The organism is Aminobacter sp. 01T433 (assembly GCF_056398585.1).
Map to the genome: position 1 here is coordinate 171,118 of NZ_JBFTPR010000002.1, position 21,399 is coordinate 192,516.

Annotated in this window: 13 protein-coding genes; 3 read left to right on the plus strand and 10 right to left on the minus strand. The window is 59.4% G+C overall.

Going from position 1 to position 21,399, the window contains the following annotated elements; all coding sequences use genetic code 11:
• Positions 1-15: 15 nt before the first annotated feature.
• The 9 genes from AC1DLV_RS03750 to AC1DLV_RS03790 all read right to left on the minus strand — a co-directional run bounded on the left by AC1DLV_RS03750 (position 16) and on the right by AC1DLV_RS03790 (position 9,367).
• On the minus strand, positions 16-642 hold the full coding sequence (locus AC1DLV_RS03750; RefSeq protein ID WP_476798231.1) for a UbiX family flavin prenyltransferase: 627 nt from the start codon (positions 640-642) through the stop codon (positions 16-18).
• A gap of 25 nt (positions 643-667) precedes the next feature.
• Positions 668-2,038, minus strand: a complete 1,371-nt coding sequence (locus AC1DLV_RS03755; protein WP_476798232.1) for a UbiD family decarboxylase — start codon at positions 2,036-2,038, stop codon at positions 668-670.
• A gap of 83 nt (positions 2,039-2,121) precedes the next feature.
• Positions 2,122-3,066: an amidohydrolase family protein gene (locus AC1DLV_RS03760; RefSeq protein WP_476798233.1), complete on the minus strand. Its 945-nt coding sequence runs from the start codon at positions 3,064-3,066 to the stop codon at positions 2,122-2,124.
• Between the two features lie 40 nt (positions 3,067-3,106).
• Entirely contained in the window at positions 3,107-4,033 is a 927-nt protein-coding gene (locus tag AC1DLV_RS03765; protein ID WP_476798234.1) for an amidohydrolase family protein, read from the minus strand.
• A gap of 416 nt (positions 4,034-4,449) precedes the next feature.
• Entirely contained in the window at positions 4,450-5,256 is an 807-nt protein-coding gene (locus AC1DLV_RS03770; protein WP_476798515.1) for an ABC transporter ATP-binding protein, read from the minus strand.
• 116 nt (positions 5,257-5,372) lie between these two features.
• On the minus strand, positions 5,373-6,209 hold the full coding sequence (locus tag AC1DLV_RS03775; RefSeq protein ID WP_476798235.1) for an ABC transporter permease: 837 nt from the start codon (positions 6,207-6,209) through the stop codon (positions 5,373-5,375).
• 95 nt (positions 6,210-6,304) lie between these two features.
• Complete coding sequence (locus tag AC1DLV_RS03780) at positions 6,305-7,318, minus strand: ABC transporter substrate-binding protein (protein ID WP_476798236.1); 1,014 nt, start codon at positions 7,316-7,318, stop codon at positions 6,305-6,307.
• Between the two features lie 411 nt (positions 7,319-7,729).
• Positions 7,730-8,842: a helix-turn-helix domain-containing protein gene (locus AC1DLV_RS03785; protein WP_476798237.1), complete on the minus strand. Its 1,113-nt coding sequence runs from the start codon at positions 8,840-8,842 to the stop codon at positions 7,730-7,732.
• A 150-nt stretch (positions 8,843-8,992) separates the two neighbouring features.
• On the minus strand, positions 8,993-9,367 hold the full coding sequence (locus AC1DLV_RS03790) for a hypothetical protein (RefSeq protein WP_476798238.1): 375 nt from the start codon (positions 9,365-9,367) through the stop codon (positions 8,993-8,995).
• A 646-nt stretch (positions 9,368-10,013) separates the two neighbouring features.
• Between AC1DLV_RS03790 and recQ the strand changes: the two genes are divergently transcribed.
• Complete coding sequence (gene recQ / locus AC1DLV_RS03795) at positions 10,014-11,816, plus strand: DNA helicase RecQ (RefSeq protein ID WP_476798239.1); 1,803 nt, start codon at positions 10,014-10,016, stop codon at positions 11,814-11,816.
• Between the two features lie 1,536 nt (positions 11,817-13,352).
• Here recQ and AC1DLV_RS03800 read toward each other — a convergent pair.
• A complete protein-coding gene (locus tag AC1DLV_RS03800) occupies positions 13,353-13,940 on the minus strand; it encodes a hypothetical protein (protein WP_476798240.1) in 588 nt (195 codons plus the stop codon).
• A gap of 76 nt (positions 13,941-14,016) precedes the next feature.
• On the opposite strand from AC1DLV_RS03800, the gene AC1DLV_RS03805 reads away from it, so the two are divergent.
• Positions 14,017-16,962 (plus strand): autotransporter family protein, encoded by a 2,946-nt coding sequence (locus tag AC1DLV_RS03805; RefSeq protein WP_476798241.1) that lies wholly within the window; start codon positions 14,017-14,019, stop codon positions 16,960-16,962.
• A 1,166-nt stretch (positions 16,963-18,128) separates the two neighbouring features.
• The gene (locus AC1DLV_RS03810) at positions 18,129-21,245 is read left to right on the plus strand and encodes an autotransporter family protein (RefSeq protein ID WP_476836120.1); all 3,117 of its coding nucleotides are present in this window, start codon (positions 18,129-18,131) and stop codon (positions 21,243-21,245) included.
• Positions 21,246-21,399: the final 154 nt, after the last annotated feature.

Sequence of the window (21,399 nt, forward strand, 5' to 3'; positions counted from 1 at the left end):
TGAAGTTGTCGGAGGTTATTGCGGCAGCAGCGAAGCCGGTGGCTCCAGAGCGTCGTCGGCACGCCGGCCGGTCCAGCGATGGGCCAGTCCCGCATCGATGTCGAACAGGTCGAGCACGCGCCCGACGGTATGATTGACCATATCGTCGAGCGTCTGCGGACGCGTGTAGAATGCTGGAACCGGCGGACAGATGATGGCGCCGGCTTCCGTCACCTGGGCCATCGAGCGGATGTGACCGAGATGCAGCGGCGTCTCGCGCAGCATCAAAACCAGGCGCCGGCGCTCCTTGAGCGTGACGTCGGCAGCACGCGCCAGCAGCGAAGAGGTTACCCCCGTCGCGATCTCCGACAGCGTCTTGACTGAACAAGGCGCCACGATCATGCCCATTGTCCTGAACGATCCACTGGAACAGGCCGCACCGACGTCCTTGTTGGAATGAACGACGGTCGCCAGCTTCTCAACGTCGGCAAGCTTGTAGTCAGTTTCCATGGCAAGCGTGATTTGGGCTGCGCGCGAAACGACAAGGTGGGTTTCGACATCGAGTTCACGCAGGACTTCCAGCAATCGAATGCCATAGATGACACCGGAAGCACCGCTGATGCCGATGATCAGTCGCTTGCGTGTCGCGCTGTCCCTGTACATCGGCTTTTCCTCCGCGTTTCTGCCCCTAACGATCGATCCTGCCGAGAATCTCAGAAGCCCGCGCAAATGCCTCGTCGCCTATCTTTGCCAAGACGCCGTGAAAATCGGGGCCACGTGTCGCGTCCAACCCCATGCGCGACGTGGTGCCGACGCCGGACGCTGATGGGTCCAGCGCGTTGCCTGGCAAGCCTTCGATGATGACCACATCGCGATGCGGCTGGAAATGGGCAGACAGCGCCCAAAGCACTTCCGAGTCGCGCGTGATGTCGACATCAGCGTCGACTGCAATCACAGTCTTGAGATAGGCGTCCCAGCCGAGCAGCCCGAGCATGATCTGGCGGGCCTCGCCGGGTCGCGTCTGGTTGAGCGCGACATAGGCATGGAAATGCGTGCCTGAGGCCGGATAGTGCACGGCCGTAACGCTCGGAAAACGCTGCTTCAGCTTCTCGACCATTTCGGCTTCGCGCGGCACGCGCCCTAAATTGAGGTGCTCGGACGAGTTGCCGCCGGCGACGCTTATCAGCATCGCATCCTTGCGGCGCATGAAGGTTTCGACTCGGAACAGATTGTTGGTCGACCTGTCAGACGAGTAGCCGGTAAACTCGCCGAATGGCCCTTCGGCGACATGTGCCTCGGGCTCGATGATGCCTTCCAGCACGAATTCGGCATAGGCAGGCACGCGAATGCCGTATTTTGGCGTCCGCACCACATCCAGCGGTTCGCCGAGCAGACCTCCGGCGATGTCGCGTTCGTCATCACCGAAAGCGAGCCGCGCCGATGCCGCGATCATGAACAGCGGATGCGCGCCGATGACCATGGCGACCTTCAGCGGTTCGCCGCGATCTTTGGCCATGTTGAGCAGGCGCCAGAGGTGTCCACGAGAGTGCAGGCTGGTCGCCAGCTCATTCTTCGAGTGGACCATGGCGCGGTGGTAGCTGAGATTGCCGGCACCGGTTTCGGGATGCTCGGCAATGATGATGCCGCTGGTGATGTACTTCGCCCGATCGGTCGCGAAATGCTTCAGCATCGGCAACCTATCGAGATCGATATCGTTTTCCTGCACCCATTCGGTGACCGGCCCGCTTTCGACCAGGCGCGGCGGCAAGGCCCGGCGTGATCGCGCCTGATAGGCTTCGTGCAGACGGTCCTGCGTCGTGTCGAACATGCGCGCGATACGCTCGCGCGAGCCGAAGATGTTGCCTACGACTTCGGTGTCTATGCCATCGACCTTGCGGAAATGCAGCAGCGGCGCCCTGCCCTGTTCGTTGAGCTTCCAAATGAAGGCCGTTACGTCCTGGTCGTTCGAGATGCGATCCTCGATCGTCAGCACATCCTCGGGATGGCTCTTCTTGTACTCGCTGAGGAAATGACGGACGTCCTGGCTGCCAAACTGCATAACATTTCCCATCGTGCATGTGCTGAGCGAACGTAAAAAAGGGTGGGCAGCGGCCCTTGGACACGAGCCGCCGCCCAAGGGCATCAGGCGGGAACAGCCTGGCTGCCCGTATTGCGCCTGAGACCGGCATAAGTGTCAGTCAGGCGCGCCTTCGCTTCGTCCATGGTACGAGGCGGAGGGGTGGGTTCGATGCCGACCAGCTTGGCGATGTTGTTGCCGAGATAGCCTTCGAGGTCATCTTCGGAGAGACCGATGCCGTGCGGCGGCTCATGGCAGAGCACTTCCAGCTCACGCAGCCACATGCCGGGTTCATTGGGCGGCGAGTCTGTGCCGAAAACGATCTTGCTTTTCGGCAGTTCCTTGGCGAACTCGACGATACGCGACTGGAAGCACCAGCCGGATTCGCAATAGACGTTGGGGGTGTCCATCGCCATCCAGAACGACTCGAAGGAATAGTTGCCGCCGGTCTGGATGCCGAAGTGACCGATGATGAAGTTGACCATCGGGAACTCCCGGATGATCGGGTAAAACATAGTCGGAATGGTGTAGGGCCCGTCGCCAGTGTGGATCAGCACCACAACACCAAGTTCGGCACATTTCTTCATTGCCGGGCGCAGCCAGTCGAGGGCCCGGTCGGGCCGGTAGCCATGCATGTTGGCGTGCAGCTTCAGCATCTTGAAGCCATATTCCTTGACGTGGAATTCCAGCTCCGCTGCGCCGTTCTCAGGTCCCCAGCGGGGGTTGTAGTTGAAGTTGCCGATGAAACGATCGGGGTATTTTTGGCATAGCTCGGCGATGTAGGCCATGTAGTCGCGAATGCCGTCGCGTCCCATGCGATTGCCATCGCGATAACCGGTGTTGCCGGGCGGCGGCTGGATGAAGCCCATGTCGATGCGGCGCGGCTTGCCATTGATCATATAAGGCCCGTCCATCAGCTTCAGCATGCGTTCGCCATTGAACGGCGTGCCGGTGTGGCGCCAGGCCTCGTCGACCAGATTGGTCGGGTGGAGGTGGGTGTCGATAATCATCTGTGGTCTCCGAATTCACGAAACAAGGCGTTGGGCCGCATCATGCCGGCTGAAGGCTGGCATAGGTGTCCGTCAGGCGGGCCTGGGCTTCTTCCATGCTGCGCGGGGGCGGCGTCGGCTCGATGCCGATCATCCGGGCGATATTGTTGCCGAAATAATCCTCGAGCGTATCCTCATCGAGATTCAGCCCTTGCGGCGGCTCGTGGCAAAGCACCTCGAGCAAGCGCAGCCACATGCCTGGTTCGTTTGGCGGGGTGTCGGTGCCGAAGAGGATCTTGTGCTTGGGCAATTCCTTGGCGAACTCGACGATGCGCGACTGCAGGCACCAGCCGGATTCGCAATAGACGTTGGGTGCATCCATCGCCATCTGGAACGGTTCAAAGACATAGACCCCGCCCGTCTGGACGCCGAAATGGCCGAGGATGAAGTTGACCGATGGGAACTCCCTGATGATCGGATAGAACTCGGTTGGTATGCTGTAGGGCCCGTCGCCAGTATGGACTTTGACGATCAGCCCGAGCTCGGCGCATTTCTTCATCGCGGGGCGCAGCCAGTCGAGTGCGCGATCGGGCCGATACGCGTGCATGTTGGCCTGCAGCTGCACCATCTTGAAGCCATATTCCTTGGCGTGGTGCTCGATCTCCTCGGCGCCGTTTTGCGTGCCGTAGCGGGGATTGTAGACGAAGCAGCCCAGAAAGCGGTCGGGATAGCGCTGCACGAGGTCGACCGTGTAGGACATGTAGTCGCGAATGGCCGCCTTGCCGGTCAGGTCGCCATGACCGTGGGTGTAGATGGTGTTGCCTTGCGGCGGCTGGATAAAGGCCTTGTCGATGCGGCGCGGCTTGCCGTTTACGTAGTAGGGCCCATCCATCATCTTGATGAGGCGCTCACCCGTGAACGGCTCGCCGTCGTGCCGCCACGCCAGGTCCACCAGCTTGGTGGGATAGCAGCTAATGTCGATAATCATCAGTCGTCTCCAAAGTTGACGTCGTTCCGCAACACGGCTGAGCCGTGAGCGACGCTGCCCGGAGTCCGGCGATACTTGCTGAAGACGATGGTCAGAAAGCTCCGTCGGGCTGCGGTCTACGCGATCGCTTGCCAGCAATTCCCGACCGGATTTTTCGCGTATCTAGCGACCGAAACGCGGCTTGTTGCTTCTACTGACAATGATTTTTTTCTAACTCAGCGGAAAGCGAATTGAAAGTCTTTTTTCAAGTATCGAACAAATATATTAGAAAATAATATCAATTAATACTGAGAGTTGGCACTATCGTTGACATCGGATATGTTTTCCGACGCCCAAAATGGATAGAACCGCACCATCTGCCGGAACCGTTGCTTTCGCCTACTGCGAAAACTACAAACGACGCCGGCAGGGAGATGTTACGTCGCGCCGATCTGCGGCGCGTCGGCACGCGCCTGCGCGATCGTCTCGCGAAGCTCGTGTACGATGCCGTTGAACTCCGGCGAATAGGTAAGGTCGAGCGGCCGCGGCCGCTCGAAGTCCACCTGCCGCTCGAGCAGGACACGGCCAGGCCGCGCGCTCATCACGAACACCCGGTCGGCAAGATAAACGGCTTCGCGCAGATCGTGGGTCACCAGGATCACGGTGAAACCCTTGGCCTGATGCAGGTCGCGGATCACGCCCCAAAGCTCCTCGCGGGTGAATGCATCGAGCGCACCGAACGGCTCGTCGAGCATCATCAGGCCTGGTTCATGGATCAGCGCCCGACACAAATTGGCGCGTTGCTGCATGCCACCCGAAAGCTGCCATGGGAATTTTGAGCCGAAGCCCTTGAGACCGACCAGAGCCAGCATCGATTCAGCTCGGGCAACGTATTCGTCCCGATGCTTCTTCAGCCGCTCGCGATATGGCGAGACGATCTCGAGCGGCAACATGATGTTGTCGAGGGTCGTACGCCAAGGCAGCAATGATGGATTCTGGAACGCCATGCCAACGATCGACAGCGGCCGTGTGACCCGCGCTCCATCGACGGCGATGCTGCCCTGCTGGGGGATGACCAGCCCGGTCGCGAGCTTCATCAGCGTCGATTTTCCGCAACCGGACGGGCCAACGACTGCGGCGAACTCGCCCTTGCGCACCGACAGCGTCAAATCCTCGACAGCCTTGATGCCGCCTCCCCCACCGTAGGAAAGCGCCACGCCGGAAATATCGACGAAACCTGGCACTGCCGCGTGCACGCGGCTGGTTTCTCTACCGGTGCTCGCCTTGTCACGAGCAGGCCGCACCATAACATCTTGATCACTATGCATTGTCGTCTTGCTCCATGTCGGAGTTGGGCCTCTCAGCCATTGTGTGAACGATGCGCCCAGCCGGTGTAGCGCTGCTCGATCAGAGCTGTGACGGCATAGAGAACTATGCCAAGCACCGAGAGCACCATCAGCGCGGCAAAGACGATCGGCACCTGGAATGCGGCCTGGGCGTCGAGCATGAGCTTGCCAAGACCACTGCTGGCACCGGATGTTTCGGCAACGACCGCGCCAATGAAAGCGAGCGTGATCGCGACCTTCAGCGAGCCGAAGAAGTGCGGCAATGACCGAGGAATGCCGACCTTGATCATCACGGTGAACTTGTTGGCCCCCAGCGCCCGCAGCACGTCTTCGAGTTCCGGTTCGACGGTTGCCAGGCCTGTCGCCACATTGACCACGATCGGGAAGAACGAGATCAGGAATGCCGTCAGGATGGCGGGAACAGCGCCAAGCCCGAACCACAAGATGAGCACCGGAACCAGCGCGACCTTGGGGATCGAGTTGAAGGCGATCAGGATCGGATACACCGCCGAATAGACTGCCCGATGCCAGCCAACGGCGACGCCCAGCACCAAGCCGGTGACGATGGCCAGCATGAAGCCGACCAGCGTCGTCCAAAGAGTCACCAGCGCATTTTCCCAGATTACCGCCCGGAACTCCCAAAGTGCGTAAAATGTCGCCGACGCGGTGGGGAGAATGACTTCCGGTACATCGAAAACACGGCAGACCACTTCCCAAGTCATGAGCAGGGCCAGTGCGAATAGCAGCGGTGCGCCAAGCTTTTCGCCGTACCACCACAGCTTCAGATTTTTCTTCGAAGCGCCGGCAACGCCCGCGGGCTGGCGTCCCTGCACTATGCTCGTGTCGGTCATATCTTCACCCAGTCCAGTTTGAACCGCGCTTCGCCTCGTGGGCTTCGGCGCACGCAACCATGAGGGTCCGCCGGCGTCGAGCGCCGGCGGAGGCTTCACTTAACCATCCGCTCGTCTTTCGACGGCAGGAATTCCGAGGTGTAGACGTCCTCGGCCTTGGGCTTGTTCTTGAACGGGAAAGCTGTCGCCAGTTGATCTATCGAGCGGCCAAGACGTGCCATATCGGCGTCGCCGAACCCATTTTGACGAACGTCGTCAGTCAGGTAGCTGAGGGCAGTGACCACCTTGAGGCGTTCAACCTCGATGTCGGCCTTGGCCACCGGATTGTATTTGAGCAAGCTGGCAATGGCTGCGTCGGGATCGGCGAAGGAAGCGAAGAACCCCTTGATGGTCGCCTTGACGAATTTTCGGACGGCATCGGGGTGATCGCGAACAAAGTCCGGATTTGCCATGACCGCACTGCCATAGAGGTCGAGGCCGAAATCGCTCATCAAGAGCATGCCAATCTCGTCGTCTGGAACGCCGGCGGCCTTGACGCCCAGCTTGTTGCTGGAAAATGCGGTGACCGCATCGACCTGGCCCTGGGCAAGCAGCGCTTCGCGCACCGGAAAGCCGACATTTTCGATTTTGACTTTCGACGTGTCGATGTCGTTGAGCTTGGCCAGGATCGGCCAGTGCGAAAAGGCGGCGTCCGCCGCCGGCGCGCCGAGGATCTTGCCTTCCAGATCCTTTGGCTTGGTGATGTTGTTTTTCTTGAGCGTCAGGATAGCGAATGGCGGCGTGTTGTAGGTAATCAGCACCGCCTTAATTGGGACCGCGCCAGCACCGTCGCGATATTTGATCAGCGCATTGAGGTCCATCTGGCCCATGTCATAGGTGCCCGAGGCAATGCGGTTGATGCCGTCGAGACTGCCGGTGCCCGGGTCGATGGTGACGTCCAGTCCCTCGTCCTTGTAGAAACCCTTGTCGAGGGCGACGAGAAACGGCGAAACATGGCCTTCGAAGCGCCATTCGTGCAGGAAGCGCACCTTGGTGAGTTCCTGCGCCGCAGCCGGGAATGCCAGGATAGCCAATAAGACGGCCGTAAGGCCGCAAACAAATCTCTGCAATGTCTCCTCCCAGTGTCCAAACGCGCCCAATGCGCGTTGGACCTCGACCTCCGGAGGCGACCCACTTCGAACTGTCCGCAAAGCTTGGCTTGGCGGAGGCCGAACGATCGACCACGGAAACTCTCCCGAGTTCACCGACGAGTTGAGACTTGCTGATCTAGAGTAGCGCGGCTCCACTCATTGGCAAAACCCAATGAGTGAGCAATTATCTCCTCTGTCTGTTCCCTAAGCAGAGGTTAGTGCGCTTATACTCACGCTTCGATTAAAAGCCGGGCGATCTTCATTGTCAACGACTGTTTGCAGACTTGGTGGCCCCGAACGGCGGCCGATGCCATCAACGCCCATTCGTCCGCAGCGAACATGCCAACCGAAATTGCCGGCAGCACCAGCCATGCCGGCCTGGATGCGAGGTCATTGGGGTGGATTGGCGCTCTCTTCCTGCGCCTTCCGATCTCTGGCACGAGCAGAAGCGAGCCAAGCTTCAGTTGTCGAGCGTTCTGTCTTCGCGTTCTTCTTCGCCCAGTTCAGATATATTGTGGCGCCCTGCGAGCGCATGGCCAAGGCAAGAGCCTCGCTTGGGCTCAGCTCATATCGCTTCCGGAAAGCACGGCTGAAATGTGCTTCGCTGCGAAACCCGTGCTGGTGGGCGATCACCGAAATCTTCAGTTTGCCCGCGGATCTTACAATTGCCTGGAGGCTGGCCGTCAATCGTTCGCCAAGCAGCCAGCGCTGCACCCCTCCATGGGCGGCAAACGAACGAAACAGTTTCGATCGCGAGACGCCCAGCGCGGTCGACAGTTCATCGGGGCCGAAGTCTGGATCCGACATTCTCCTTTTGGCAAGCCGATGGGCACTATCCAGAACTGAGACATTGTCTCGCTTCCTTTTCGGCGAGGCGACTGGAAGGGTGGTTGCGGCAAACCGCAAAATGCCGTCGACGGCCGACTGAGCCTGGTCAACGCTGAGCCCGTCGATGTGGTCCACAAGCGACCTAATCTGCGTGCCAAGGAGGTTGCCGGCGCTGCTGTTTGCGGACAGCACCATTCCGTGGACGACGCCTTGAAGCCCGGGCGGTGCGCTCGCTCTATCGAAAGTAAGCGTTATCCCTTCGTAGCCGAGAGTATAGGATTCGTAAGGCAGTGAATAGTCGACGGCGACGATGTCGCCTGGAACATGGGTTTGCTTGCGGCCGTCGTAATCGGTCACAACGCTTCCGCCTGTAAGCAGATAAAGGGACATTTGAGAGATTGGTCTGTCGTCAATGACACGCTGTGTCCGAGACATCGTCATAGCCGATCCGCCGTTGACCTGCACGAAGGCCTCGGGAAGCTGCCAACTGCAGCCGTGAAAGTCGAACAAAGTCGGGTCGGCGTCGTCCGGTATGGCACAGTCAACCAATCGCGAGAGCGCCACCTTCCAGGCGACGAAGCATTCCAGACCCGGAGGAAACGGCCAAACAATACCGCGCGATGCGCGCGTCGCTTCAGTCAACGGCTTAAGTTCAAGTGCCGCCATTTCGACCATTCCGTGATCCTGCTGTCTGTACGCTGGTTGTCTGGCTTGCAATCTCAGTCTGTGGATTTCCCGAAGTCGAGTCTGGCTCGTGCATTCGCGATCAAGGAAAACATCGACAAGCTCCGTAAGCGATGGCGCCCATCTTCAGACCCCTTTCAATCAGCCTGCGCGAGTGCGAAAAATAATCGCGGCGAACATGAGTACGCCGGTGAAGACAACCAGAGATGACACCGCGACAACTGGCTCCAATGACGGGTTTCCGGTCAGCAGCAAGTAGAGAGCAGGCGTCATCACAATCACGCCGCCAGTGTAGACATAGTATTGCACTTTCGCCAATCGTGTCCCGGCGCCACGCGGGTTAAGGGCGTGAAACGCGCCGAAGATAGACATCGTCACCCAGCCGAGAAGATTGATATGCGCGTGTGCGCCGACTGCAACGTAGTCATGAGCAATCGACATCTGCAGCCCAACCAGAATCCCAGCTATCAGAAAGCAAATTGCAGTGATGAAATACAGTCTAGAAACGTTTGGCATGATCCCCCCAAGCAAGTTCAGTCGGTAAATGTGATCAACGGCATTCGTAATCGCGCAAACAGCCCGACATCACCGGGCAGGCGCTCAGTGCCCAAGCGCCTCAGGTACATTCCCCATTTGGGTGCATCGGCCAAGGCGGGGGGATGCTTCAGTGCCACGAGCGCGTCGTAGCCGGCGAGGAGCCGGCACGACACAACTGTAGAGTAGCGCGCGCCGGCCACCCAGCAGAGCATTTCGGGTGAACTGCTCCAGCGGCTCTCGCACGTCCAGATTGTGCTGTCACCGTCTGAACAGCACATTGGGACGTTCAGTCATGAAAATGGGACGCACAGTCATGATATTTGCATCCTAGCGCTCCGCAAATGTCTGGATGATGCAGTCGCGCTATTTTTCGGGAAAGGAACATGGGGCGGGCGGGCGCGAGTAGACCTGCACTGGCCCACAAGAACCGCAGCCATCCTATTGAGGGCACCGCTCGTGCCGTCCGGCTCTACTTGCGGTTCAATAAGGCGGCCACGATGTTGAAATGCGACCGCTGCTGCCCCTTCCAGGTACCCCTCAGTGCGTATTCGAAAACAGACCTCGCCCCAGGCACCTCGCAAATCTGCTATCAGGCAACATCTTTCTGATTCCAACGAAGGCCGCTTTGACCTCTGATCCCGCCCATATCCTGAAAGCCGTTTATGGCTACGACGCCTTTCGTGGGCCCCAGGCGGAGATTGTCGAGCATGTGATGGCCGGCAACAACGCCTTTGTCTTGATGCCGACGGGCGGCGGCAAATCGCTGTGTTACCAGATCCCGGCGATGGCGCGGCCCGGCATGGGCCTTATCATCTCGCCGCTGATCGCCCTGATGGCCGATCAGGTCGCCGCCTTGCGCCAGGCAGGGGTCAAGGCCGCTTCACTCAACTCCGACCTGCCAGGCGATGAGCGAAACGCGTTGTGGCAAGACGTCTCCTCCGGCGCGCTGGATCTCCTCTATGTCGCTCCCGAAACGCTATTGAGGCCCGAAGTCCTGGAGCGGCTCGGCCGGGTCCCCTTGTCGCTGATCGCGATCGACGAAGCGCATTGCCTGTCGCAATGGGGGCATGATTTCCGCCCCTCATATCGTCAGCTCGACGCGCTGGTCAGGCTATTCCCCGACACGCCGCGCATGGCGCTGACGGCGACCGCCGACGCGCCAACTCGGGCCGAGATCCTGACGCATCTTCAGATCGCGGAGAGCGACGCCTTCATCGCGGGCTTCGACCGCCCGAACATCCGCTATGCAATTCAGGAGAAAGACAATCCGCGAGGCCAACTGAAGCGTTTCCTGAAAAACCATCAAGACGAGAGCGGCATCGTCTACTGTCTGTCGAAGCGAAAGACGGAAGAGACAGCCGCCTGGCTTTGTGCGGAAGGTTATGATGCGCTGCCTTATCATGGAGGCATGGATAAGGCCGCGCGTGCCGCCAACCAGGCGCGCTTCCAGCTCGATGAAGCCGTCATCATGGTGGCCACCATCGCGTTTGGCATGGGCATCGACAAGCCGGACGTACGTTTCGTCGCTCATATCGACCTGCCGGGCAGCATAGAGGCCTATTATCAGGAAACCGGGCGCGCCGGCCGCGACGGCCTGCCTTCCGATACGCTCATGCTCTATGGCTATGAGGATATCGCGCTGCGCAGTCGCTTTATCGAGGAATCGGACGCGCCCGAGCAGCGCAAGCGCATGGAACGGCAGAAGCTCGATGCGCTGCTTGGGCTGGCCGAGACGGCAGGCTGTCGTCGCCAGGTGCTGCTGTCTTACTTTGGTGACCACAGCGCGCCGTGCGGTAATTGCGACACCTGCGCCGAGCCACCGCAATTGTTCGACGGAACGATCGCTGCGCAAAAAGCCCTGTCTTGCATTCACCGCACAGACGAGCGTTTCGGCCAAGCCTACATCGTTGATGTGCTATTGGGGGTCGAAGACAAGCGCATTGCTGACTTCGGCCATGACCGCATCTCCACCTACGGCATCGGCAAAGAGCATGACAATCGCACCTGGCGCGCGATCTTGCGCCAATTGATTGCCCTGCGGCTGATCGCGGTCGACCTGACCGGCCATGGCGGGCTATCGATCGCGGAGGCAGGGCGGCAGTTCTTGCGCGAAAAGCCGACGCTTATGCTGCGGGTGCCGCCACCGCCGCGCGCCGGACGCGAAAAGTTCTCTCGCAATCAGGCATCAATCGCCCTGCTCGACGCCGATCGGGCTCTGTTTCAGGCGCTGCGGGAAAAGCGCATGGAAATCGCCCGAACACAGAATGTGCCGCCCTACGTGATTTTCCATGACAAGACGCTCATCGAGCTGGCTGCCGCCCGCCCAGCCTCGCGCAGCGAGATGACCAAGGTCCCAGGCGTTGGTGAGGCCAAGCTCGAGCGCTACGGCCCCGCGTTCCTCGCAGTGATTGCCGAACATGCGATTTGATGCGTTCTGCTGCAAGTTCGCCGGCAAGGCGCGCCTGATGTGAAACGGCAGCCACCTCAGGACATGTACTTGCTGAAGGCGGCCCGCAGAATCTATGCGATTGCTCGGAAAATCATTTTGGAATGGTTGATGTATCGATAACATCTACATCTTCAATCGTTGCGGTGCAATTTAAACTGTGAAACTGACATACCCGAACGTTACCTCTCTCCTGTCCTACATGGCCTTAGCGACTAGCGCGGCCTAAGCTTGCGCCTTGCACCGCATAACTAGGAAATCGACCGGCTCGCGATCTTGACCACCGATGATGGCCCGACCCCGCGGGCATCTTCGCCAAAGGGCTGACATCGGGTCGCACCCAAGCGTAACGCATAAGCAACAGCAGTTCTCAAATCGCATCTTGATGCAGTGGCCAATACGACTGGCCGCGTCTTGACGCTTGGCGCGCAATCTAAGCACGCACATAACCCAAGAAATGGTGCCCGCTTGCACTCGCATCTCCGACCGACCAGCAGGTTCGGCTCCGGCTGAGGCCGCGCGACCTCATGGATGTTCCTGGAGACGTCAGCGGGCCGATCTCGTCACAATATCTCGTTCCTGAGTTGCCTGGCTTCGGACCCACGCCGAGCGAACACTGCCCTAAATGGTGCAAACAGCGACGTCGCTCCTGTATGGCGCGAAGTCTGATATTCAATCGTCAATTTTAGTTTTTCAATTGATCCAGATCAAATTTTCAATCTGCATGCTATGCAAAACGTTAACCACGCTCTATTAGGGCGCCGGCATGTGCTTCGCGCCATGCGAGAAACGTGAACACCGGAAGGCTGTCGAAATTGGCTAGGCGTAAATTCCCAGGAGAATACCGGAAGCTTGTGTTTCCGGAACCTGCGCAAGGCACTCGCGCGGCGAACGCCGAGGCACGTCGCGCTCGATCGGATATTTGTCAGAACTTCTCTGACAAATGCCAGGGCATTCGATCATCAGTCCGCGCTAAATAAGCAACACCCATCCATCAATATAGATCCTCAATACTCGCCCTGCTTGCGCAGCTCGAAGCTTGCGCACATCCTAATGTGGGCTGTTGGGGCGACTCGGAGAATGTTCCGTGAACAGCAGCTATTTGCCTTCAGATCTGTTTCGTAGCTCATCAAAAAGTGCAGCTCACTCAACTGTCTCGTTGATCGCGTTATCTTTCGCGATGCTGGGCGCGCCAACCGTGGCCTATGCCGCCTGCACGGGCGTGAACACAGCCACAGTGAGCTGCACAGGATCGGACCCCTCAACTATCGACACCTCGTTTGCTGGAAACAGCAATGCAACCATCACAAACTGGAGTGTAAACGGCAGGTTCATCATGCATAATCCGGGCTCCGGATCGGCTGATAGCCTCTTTGCTTCAGGGGTTACCGGTATCTCCAATGTGGCTCTAGACTACGGCGTACTGCACGTTACGGCTGCCGGCCTCGGAAGCAATCCTTCGATGACTGTCGAGAACTCGAATTTGACCCAAAATCAATTCGGTCACGGAATTGCTGTTCATGCCAACAATGCCACCGGCAGTGGGGTGCTGAACGCAACCAATGTCAACATCACCATGGCGGCGGCGGCGGGAGTCGATTCAGGAGCCACATTGGCCGTCAATGGCAGCGGCAACGGTACTCTGAGCTTTATGGGGGGCAGCATTACCTCCGCCAATACCGGACCTGCGATGTTTGCGCACTCAGGTACTGGAAATATTAGTGTGACGGTGGGGGGCGGATTTATCTCATCGACTGGCAACGGCTCCCATGGAATCAACGCCACCACAGGTGGCGCCGGTACACTCACCGTTACAAACGGCGATGCGATCACGACCACGGGCAGCGGCGCCAATGGCATCAGCACGTCCGCATCCGGCGGTGCGACCATCGTTACCAATTCCGGCGTGCTCTCCACATCAGGTACCAACGGGTTTGGCATAAACGCCGCGAGCACCAGTGGCGCAATCCGGGTCGATAACACGGCGGCCATCACAGTCTCGGGTGCGGGAACATCGGCTGCCGCCACAGGGCCTTCCGCGGTCCAAGCAACCAGCACCTCAGGCAACGTCACCATTACAGGTAGCGGCACGATCAATTCGACCAATGCCGGCAACTTCCGCGGTTTCGGTGCTTTCGCCCAAACGGCGACCGGAACAGCGACAGTCAACTATTCGGGCAATGTGACGACCAAAGGCGAGGACGCCTCGGCATTGCGTGGGGCGGCAACGGGTATCGGCAATGTCGTTGTCGGCTATACCGGCAACCAGCTGGAGGTCTTCGGCGACAACGCCGACGCAATCAACGCATTTAGCTCAGGCGGCAGCGTCAATGTGAACGCCCAAGGAACGTTGATCACCCACGGGAACGCTGGTGCCGGCGCCAATGCATATGGCATCACTGCCAGCACCAATGGAGCCGGCAATGTCGGTGTGGCATTCACCGGCGCTAAGATTGAAGTCGAAGGCACCGGTTCGGGAGCGATCGCAACCAACGCCGTCGGCGGCATCACGACGATCCAAAACTCCGGGGCGCTCATCACGCATGGCACCAGCGGCATCGCCATCGTCGCTGCGTCGACGACTGGCGCACAGAACATCACCAATAGCGGTTCGATAACTGCACTTGGCCAAAGGGGCCGCGGCATTAGCAGTCTCTCAACCGCCGGAGGCAGTATTGTCATCAACAACACTGGTGGGATCGTTACAAACGGAAACGAGACGTCCTCAGGCATCGTTGCAAGGGCTTTGGGCGGAGGCAACGTAACGGTCTCCTCCATCGGAGCCAACATCACCACCAATGGCAACAACAGCAACAATGGTTTCGGCGGCGAAAATGATGGCATCGATGCCCGTGCCAACAGTGGCGCTGCATCGGTCACTTTCAGCAATGGCACCGTAAGCGTGGCCGGCCACTCAGCCGGCATCGCCGCCTGGAACAATAATAGCGGCCTTGCCTCGACTGCAGCCGTCACGATCACCGGTGGCACCATCGACGCCACCCGCGCCTATAGCGAAAGTGCTGTCCAGGCCTTCGCGCTGACCAGCGGCTCGATCAACATCGATGCCGCGAGCGTGGTCCATGGCGGCTGGAGCAACCCGGCCGTGCCTGGCTTGTCCGCTGCGTTTCCCAGCACGGGCATTGCGCTTGGCGGCGCGACACAGACGCTCAGCAATGCGGGCATCGTCGATGCTCTCAGCGACGCCGCGATCATCGGCGACGTCGGAACGGCAGGATCGCTATCCATAACCAACACTGGCCAGATTACCGGCTCGATGTCGGCATTGACCTCACGCACAACCGTCAACAACAGCGGCTTGTGGAATTTGCGCAACTTCTCAGACACCAATGGCGACAAGGTGCGCGATCGCCTCGCAGTCTCGGTGTCGGATTTCGGCACCTCGGGCGCCAACACGATCAACAACAGCGGCACGATCGCATTGCTCGGGCGTGGCGGCGCTGCGGCGCAGACGCTGGATACGACCGGCATGTACCTGCCGCTCGGCTTTACCTTCAACACCATGGCGCTGAACAGCCCGGTGCAGGGCCAGATCCTGGGCGTTCAGACCTTCAATAATAGCGGCGTCATCGACATGACCGCGAATCCGGAACCCGGCGACGTTCTGGTGATCTCAGGTGGCCATACGGCGGGCGTCGACGGTGGCGGCGTCTTTGTCGCCAATGGTGGTACGGTGCGCTTCAACACTGTGCTGAACGAAGGTGGCACGAATTCGCAGTCCGACATTCTGGTGCTGGATTCGACCCGGCTCGGGTCCGCAGCAACCGGCCTTAAGGTCAACAATTTCAATGGATCCGGTGCGCTGACCCCGGGCAATGGCATCGCACTGGTGGAGGTGCTTAACAAGGCAGCTTCTGCCGCGGGCGTGTTTGTATTGAACGGCGATTACACCACCAAGGACGGCCAGCAGGCAGTGGTGGGCGGCGCCTATGCCTATACGCTGTTCCACAACGGCGTCGGTAGCGACAGTGCTGACGGCAATTGGTACCTCCGCTCGACAATTATCCCGACACCACCCGGCCCAACGCCGCCGCGCTATCAGGCCGGCGTGCCGCTCTACGAGGTCTATCCCCAGCATCTGCTGGCGCTCAACACCGTCCCGACGCTGCAGCAGCGGGTCGGCAACCGCTACTGGAAAGAGCCTGCACCTGAGACGGTGTTCTGCAAGGACGCCTCGCAGAATTTCCAATGCCCTGTGACCAACGAGCAGTCGCAATATTATGCCGGCTCGGATGGCCACCAGGCGCTAATCGAGGACCAGCGGGCGATCTGGGGCCGCATCGAAGGCAGCCACGCCAGCATCGAACCGGCGGTCACCACCTCCAGCACCGACTACGACACCAATGTGTGGAAGCTACAGGCCGGCCTCGACGGGCTGTTGCACGAGACTGAAGCCGGCTCCAAGCTGATCGGTGGCATCACGGTGCATTTCGGCCAGGCCTCAAGCGATGTCACCTCGTTCTTCGGCGATGGCGACATCAACACCAATGGCTATGGTTTCGGCGGCACGCTGACCTGGTATGACCAGAACGGCTTTTATGTCGATGGCCAGGCCCAGCTGACCTGGTTCAACAGCGACCTGACCTCAAAGGCACTTGGGCTTGAGACGCCGACCCTTGTCGATGGCAATGGCGGCTTTGGTTATGCGCTGTCACTGGAAACCGGCAAGAAGATCGACCTCAACGACACCTGGACGCTGACCCCGCAGGCCCAGCTTGTCTATGCCAATGTCGACTTCTCCAGCTTCAGGGATGTCTTCGGCGCCAATGTCTCGCTCGGCAGCGGCGACTCTCTGCTTGGCCGGCTCGGCATTTCCGCCGACCATGACCAGAACTGGAAGGACGACGAAGGCAAGACGCGGCGGCGCCATCTCTACGGCATCGCCAATCTCTACTACCAGTTCCTCGACGCCACCAAGGTCGATGTCTCAGGCGTAAGCTTCGAGAGCCGGCCGGACAGGCTGTGGGGCGGGCTTGGCCTCGGCGGTTCCTACAATTGGAACGACGACAAATATTCGGTCTATGGCGAGGTCTCGGTCAACAGCTCGCTTGAAAACTTCGGCGACAGCTATGCCCTTGCCGGCACCGCCGGCTTCAGGATCAAGTGGTAGGGGGCAGATAAAAGGCCTGCCGGGAGGGGATCGCGGCAGGCCCTATCGGGAGCGCGGTCGGATGTGTGCGTCAACGGCGCTCCACCATTAAACGCGGTGGAAGCCCGCAGGTTCCGTTGTCGCTTGCGCGCACAAGTAGGGCCGCCTGCCGCGTCCGGAGACCAAATCATCAATCCGTCCGAACGACTCAAGCCAAACTACACGTTGGCTTGATCAAAACCCCGCGAATAGTTTGCGTGCCCGAGCATAGCGCATGAGCAGCAGCGGTTTTGAAACCGCAATTTGACGCAGTGGCCAATGCGATTGGCCGCGCCTTAGCGCTCGGCGCGCAATTTGTGCATCCACATAACCCATAAAATAGTGCCCGCTCGCACTGGCATCTTCGCCCAACAACCAGGTCCGGCTGCGGCTGCTGCCGCCCGAATTCATGAACGCTCCTGGAGACGTCAGCGGGCCGATCTCGTCACATCATGTCTGTTTGTGGCCGGGCTTCGAATCAATCAACCTGCCCGCCTATATCGAGCGAACACGACCCATGAAGGCGCAAATCGCGACGTCGCTCCGGCGCAACCGGCAATCTCAACCCCGATTGATCTAGATCAACTTTTCAATTCAGATGCTATGCAAAGCATGACCGACCCTCTATTAGGGCATTCGCATGTGAGTCGCGCCATGCGGGAAAATGCTAGCGCCGAAGGCACTTTGGGATTGAATAGACGTGTATTGTCACCAAGCCAGGACCAAATGCCTCCATCAATCGGGCGCACTGCGCGTTGCAGACACAAGCCAATCGAACGAGGTGATATTTTCGATGAAAGATCGATTTCTCATCCACCGACAAGGCCTTAGTTAGCAATTGTTAGAAATTGCCTAAAAGCAACAATTTCAAGCAATCGTCCTGCAATGTAGCTTCCCAACCGCCCGCTTACTTGCGCGAACAAATATATACGCGCACGCTAATCGCGGGCAGTGGGGTGACGGAGACGCGAGTCGTGAATCGCAACCAAGTGCTGTCTGCCCATTCAAGTCTTTCTAACAGCAGATCAAAAGATCGGTCGCGTTGTTCTTGGCTGCCGGAAGAGCCCGTCCAGTCGCAGCGTATCGCTGCCCGTGCCGTCTCACCCGAGTGCCGTGATTGTCGGAGCAAAGTGAACCGAGTCGCAAGCTTGTCGCTTGCGCTGGGGTTTTGCGTCGTGCCCAACTTCTCCTACGCAGCGCAACTGATTGCCAATGGAACCAATCAAACTGCCTCCGGCACATACGATACCGGTGTCAGCGCTGGATCGACTGGCTACGCCTTGTGGGCCCTTAACAACGGGGTCATTTCGAGCACGTCGGCGCTGGCATTGATCACGGGTGGCAGCTCCGCGTATGGCGCGGCTGCTCAGAGCGGGGGCTCCATCAGCCTTTTTAATGGCTCCACCGTCAACACCAGTGGAGGCAGCGCCTACGGACTTTATGTGAACGGCGGTTCGATAAGTGCGGTGGGAACGGGCATTGCCACGACTGGAGGCGGTTCGAGCGGTGCTGTAGTTCAGGGCTCTGGCACCCTCACCCTTACCGGTGGTTCTACCATCAGCACGGGCGCGGGTGGCGCTTATGGCATCAATGCCGTTGGCACCAGCTCGGCTCTCACTGCGACAGTCAATTCCACTGGCACGATCATTTCCACCGCAGGAAGTTCGGCCCATGGCGTAAATGCTGGTTCGTTCTCCAACGTAACGCTGCAAAGTGGGTCGGTTGCGACAACCAACAGCCAGGCCAATGGTTTGTTCGCCTTTGGCGCCTCGGGTCAGGCGAAGATACAGGCCACAGGTGTAGCGGTCTCCACTGCTGGTACAGACTCCCACGGCGCTGAGGCAAATTTGGGTGGCAATATCGGCCTTTCAAGCGGCTCGGTAACCACCAGTGGCCAAAATGGATACGGCCTATACACAATCGGCACAGGCGCAACGCTGACCGCAAAAGATACGTTGGTGTCGACTAGCGGCAACGGCGCGAACGGGGCTTATGCGCTGCAAGGCCAGATGGCCCTCACCAATGTATTGATCGCGACGACGGGCGCCAGTGCGAGCGGCGCGGTTGTCGACAACGCCAGCACCCTTTCGATCACTGGCGGCACGGTGACAACGTCCAATTCCGGGTCTTTCGGCGTGCTTTCACTCGCTGGAAGCACGCTGACCGCGAACAATGTCGCCATAACCACAAACGGAGGTAGCAGTCCTGGCGCGGCGTCTGAATTCGGCGCCCTGGTCTCACTGGCCGGCGGCTCGGTGACAACAAACGGAAATGGATCCAACGGCCTTTTTTCCGTCGGCCTGAGCGGGGCGACCGGAGCATCGCTGATTGCCGATGGAGTTGCTGTCACTACGAACGGCACAAACTCCCATGGAGCGGTGGTGAGGGGCGGCAGCAGCATTACCCTTTCAGGCGGGACGATTGTTGACGCCAAGGGGGTGGGGTCTTCCGCGTTGTTTTCATCGGCCTTCGACACCGCGCCGAGCACTGTGACGGTACAAAACAGCACACTGACCTCGCAACAGAGTACCGGCGTCTATGTGACCGGCACAACATTGAACGCGACTTTGACCAATTCGTCCTTGAGCGGCGTCACCCTCCTGGAAGTTGTCAACAACGGCGCCAATAGTGGCGTGCTCAATTTGAATGCCTTGTCCTCGTCGAAACTATCCGGAAACGCCGTCACCCAAGCTGGGAGTACGTCCAATCTTACGCTACGAAGCAATTCGCTGTGGACGATGACCGGCAATTCCAACGTTACCAGCCTCGTCAACGACGCGAGCTTCATCAACTATACAGCTCCCGCCGGCGACCCGACGCAGATGGCAAGCTACAAGACGCTGACCACGCGCAACTATGTCGGCCAAGGTGGAACTATCGCGCTGAACACCTTCCTCGCCGGCGACGGCGCACCTTCCGATCTGCTGGTCATCGACGGCGGCACGGCGACGGGCTTGACGACACTGGTCGTCAGGAACACGACTGGGCCGGGTGCCTTGACCCTGGTCGACGGCATCAAGGTCGTCGACGCCATCAATGGAGCAACGACGGCCGATGGATCGTTCGTGCTGCGCGGCACCTATGTCACCGCCGACGGCCAACAGGCGGTGGTCGGCGGCGCCTACGCCTACACGCTGTTCCACAACGGCGTCAGTGATCCCAGCGATAGCGACTGGTATCTGCGCTCGCAATTTGTCCCGACGCCTCCCGGCCCGACCCCGCCCAATCCACCCGAGCCGCCGCAGCCGCGCTTTCAGCCCGGCGTGCCGCTTTATGAGGTCTATCCGCAGCACCTTCTGGCGTTGAACGGTGTGCCGACGCTGCAGCAGCGTGTCGGCAACCGCTATTGGAGCGAGCCGGCACAGGCCGCACCGCAGGATGCGGCCAGTGCGAAAGGCGGAGCCAACATCGAAAACCAGGCGATCTGGGGCCGTATCGAAGGCGCGCACAATCATGTCGAACCGGCTTTCACCACCTCTGGCACTGACTACGACACCAATGTGTGGAAGCTGCAGGCCGGTCTCGACGGGCTGCTGCACGAGGTCGAGGACGGCTCGAAGCTGATTGGCGGCATCACGGTGCATTTCGGCCAGGCCTCGAGCGACGTCACCTCGTTCTTCGGCGATGGCGACATCAACACCAATGGCTATGGTTTCGGCGGCACGCTGACCTGGTATGACCAGAACGGCTTTTATGTCGATGGCCAGGCCCAGCTGACCTGGTTCAACAGCGACCTGACCTCAAAAGCACTTGGGCTTGAGACGCCGACCCTTGTCGATGGCAATGGCGGCTTTGGCTACGCGCTGTCGCTGGAAACCGGCAAGAAGATCGACCTCAATGAGACCTGGACGCTGACGCCGCAGGCCCAGCTTGTCTATTCGAATGTCCATTTCAGCCGCTTCACCGATGTCTTCGGCGCCGATGTTGCGCTCGACGGCGGGGACTCCCTGCTTGGCCGCCTTGGCCTTTCGGCCGACCACGACCAAAACTGGAAGGACGACGACGGCAAGACCAGGCGCCGCCATCTCTACGGCATCGCCAACCTCTATTACGAGTTCCTCGACGCCACCAAGGTCAATGTCTCGGGCGTAAGCTTCGAAACCCGTCCTGACAAGCTCTGGGGTGGGGTTGGGCTCGGTGGTTCCTACAATTGGAACGACGACAAATACTCGGTCTATGGCGAGGTCTCGGTCAACAGTTCGCTGGAGAATTTCGCCGACAGCTATGCCCTTGCCGGCACCGCCGGCTTCAGGGTCAAGTGGTAGCTAGGCCCGTCAAAATTGGCGGTGGCTCTCAGTGGAAGATGCCGCTGGAGCCCGCCAAATAGCATCTCAGATCAAGGTCCGGAGCAATCCGGATCTTGTGCGCGGCCCCATCCTCCCCCCAACAGGCCGCGGGCGATCGGCGCGTCAATCTTGC

Excerpts from the sequence above, each read along its gene's own strand:
- AC1DLV_RS03750 (WP_476798231.1), bottom strand. The coding sequence starts at position 642 with ATGTACAGGGACAGCGCGACACGCAAGCGACTGATCATCGGCATCAGC.
- AC1DLV_RS03755 (WP_476798232.1), bottom strand. The coding sequence starts at position 2,038 with ATGCAGTTTGGCAGCCAGGACGTCCGTCATTTCCTCAGCGAGTACAAG.
- AC1DLV_RS03760 (WP_476798233.1), bottom strand. The coding sequence starts at position 3,066 with ATGATTATCGACACCCACCTCCACCCGACCAATCTGGTCGACGAGGCC.
- AC1DLV_RS03765 (WP_476798234.1), bottom strand. The coding sequence starts at position 4,033 with ATGATTATCGACATTAGCTGCTATCCCACCAAGCTGGTGGACCTGGCG.
- AC1DLV_RS03775 (WP_476798235.1), bottom strand. The coding sequence starts at position 6,209 with ATGACCGACACGAGCATAGTGCAGGGACGCCAGCCCGCGGGCGTTGCC.
- AC1DLV_RS03785 (WP_476798237.1), bottom strand. The coding sequence starts at position 8,842 with ATGGTCGAAATGGCGGCACTTGAACTTAAGCCGTTGACTGAAGCGACG.
- AC1DLV_RS03790 (WP_476798238.1), bottom strand. The coding sequence starts at position 9,367 with ATGCCAAACGTTTCTAGACTGTATTTCATCACTGCAATTTGCTTTCTG.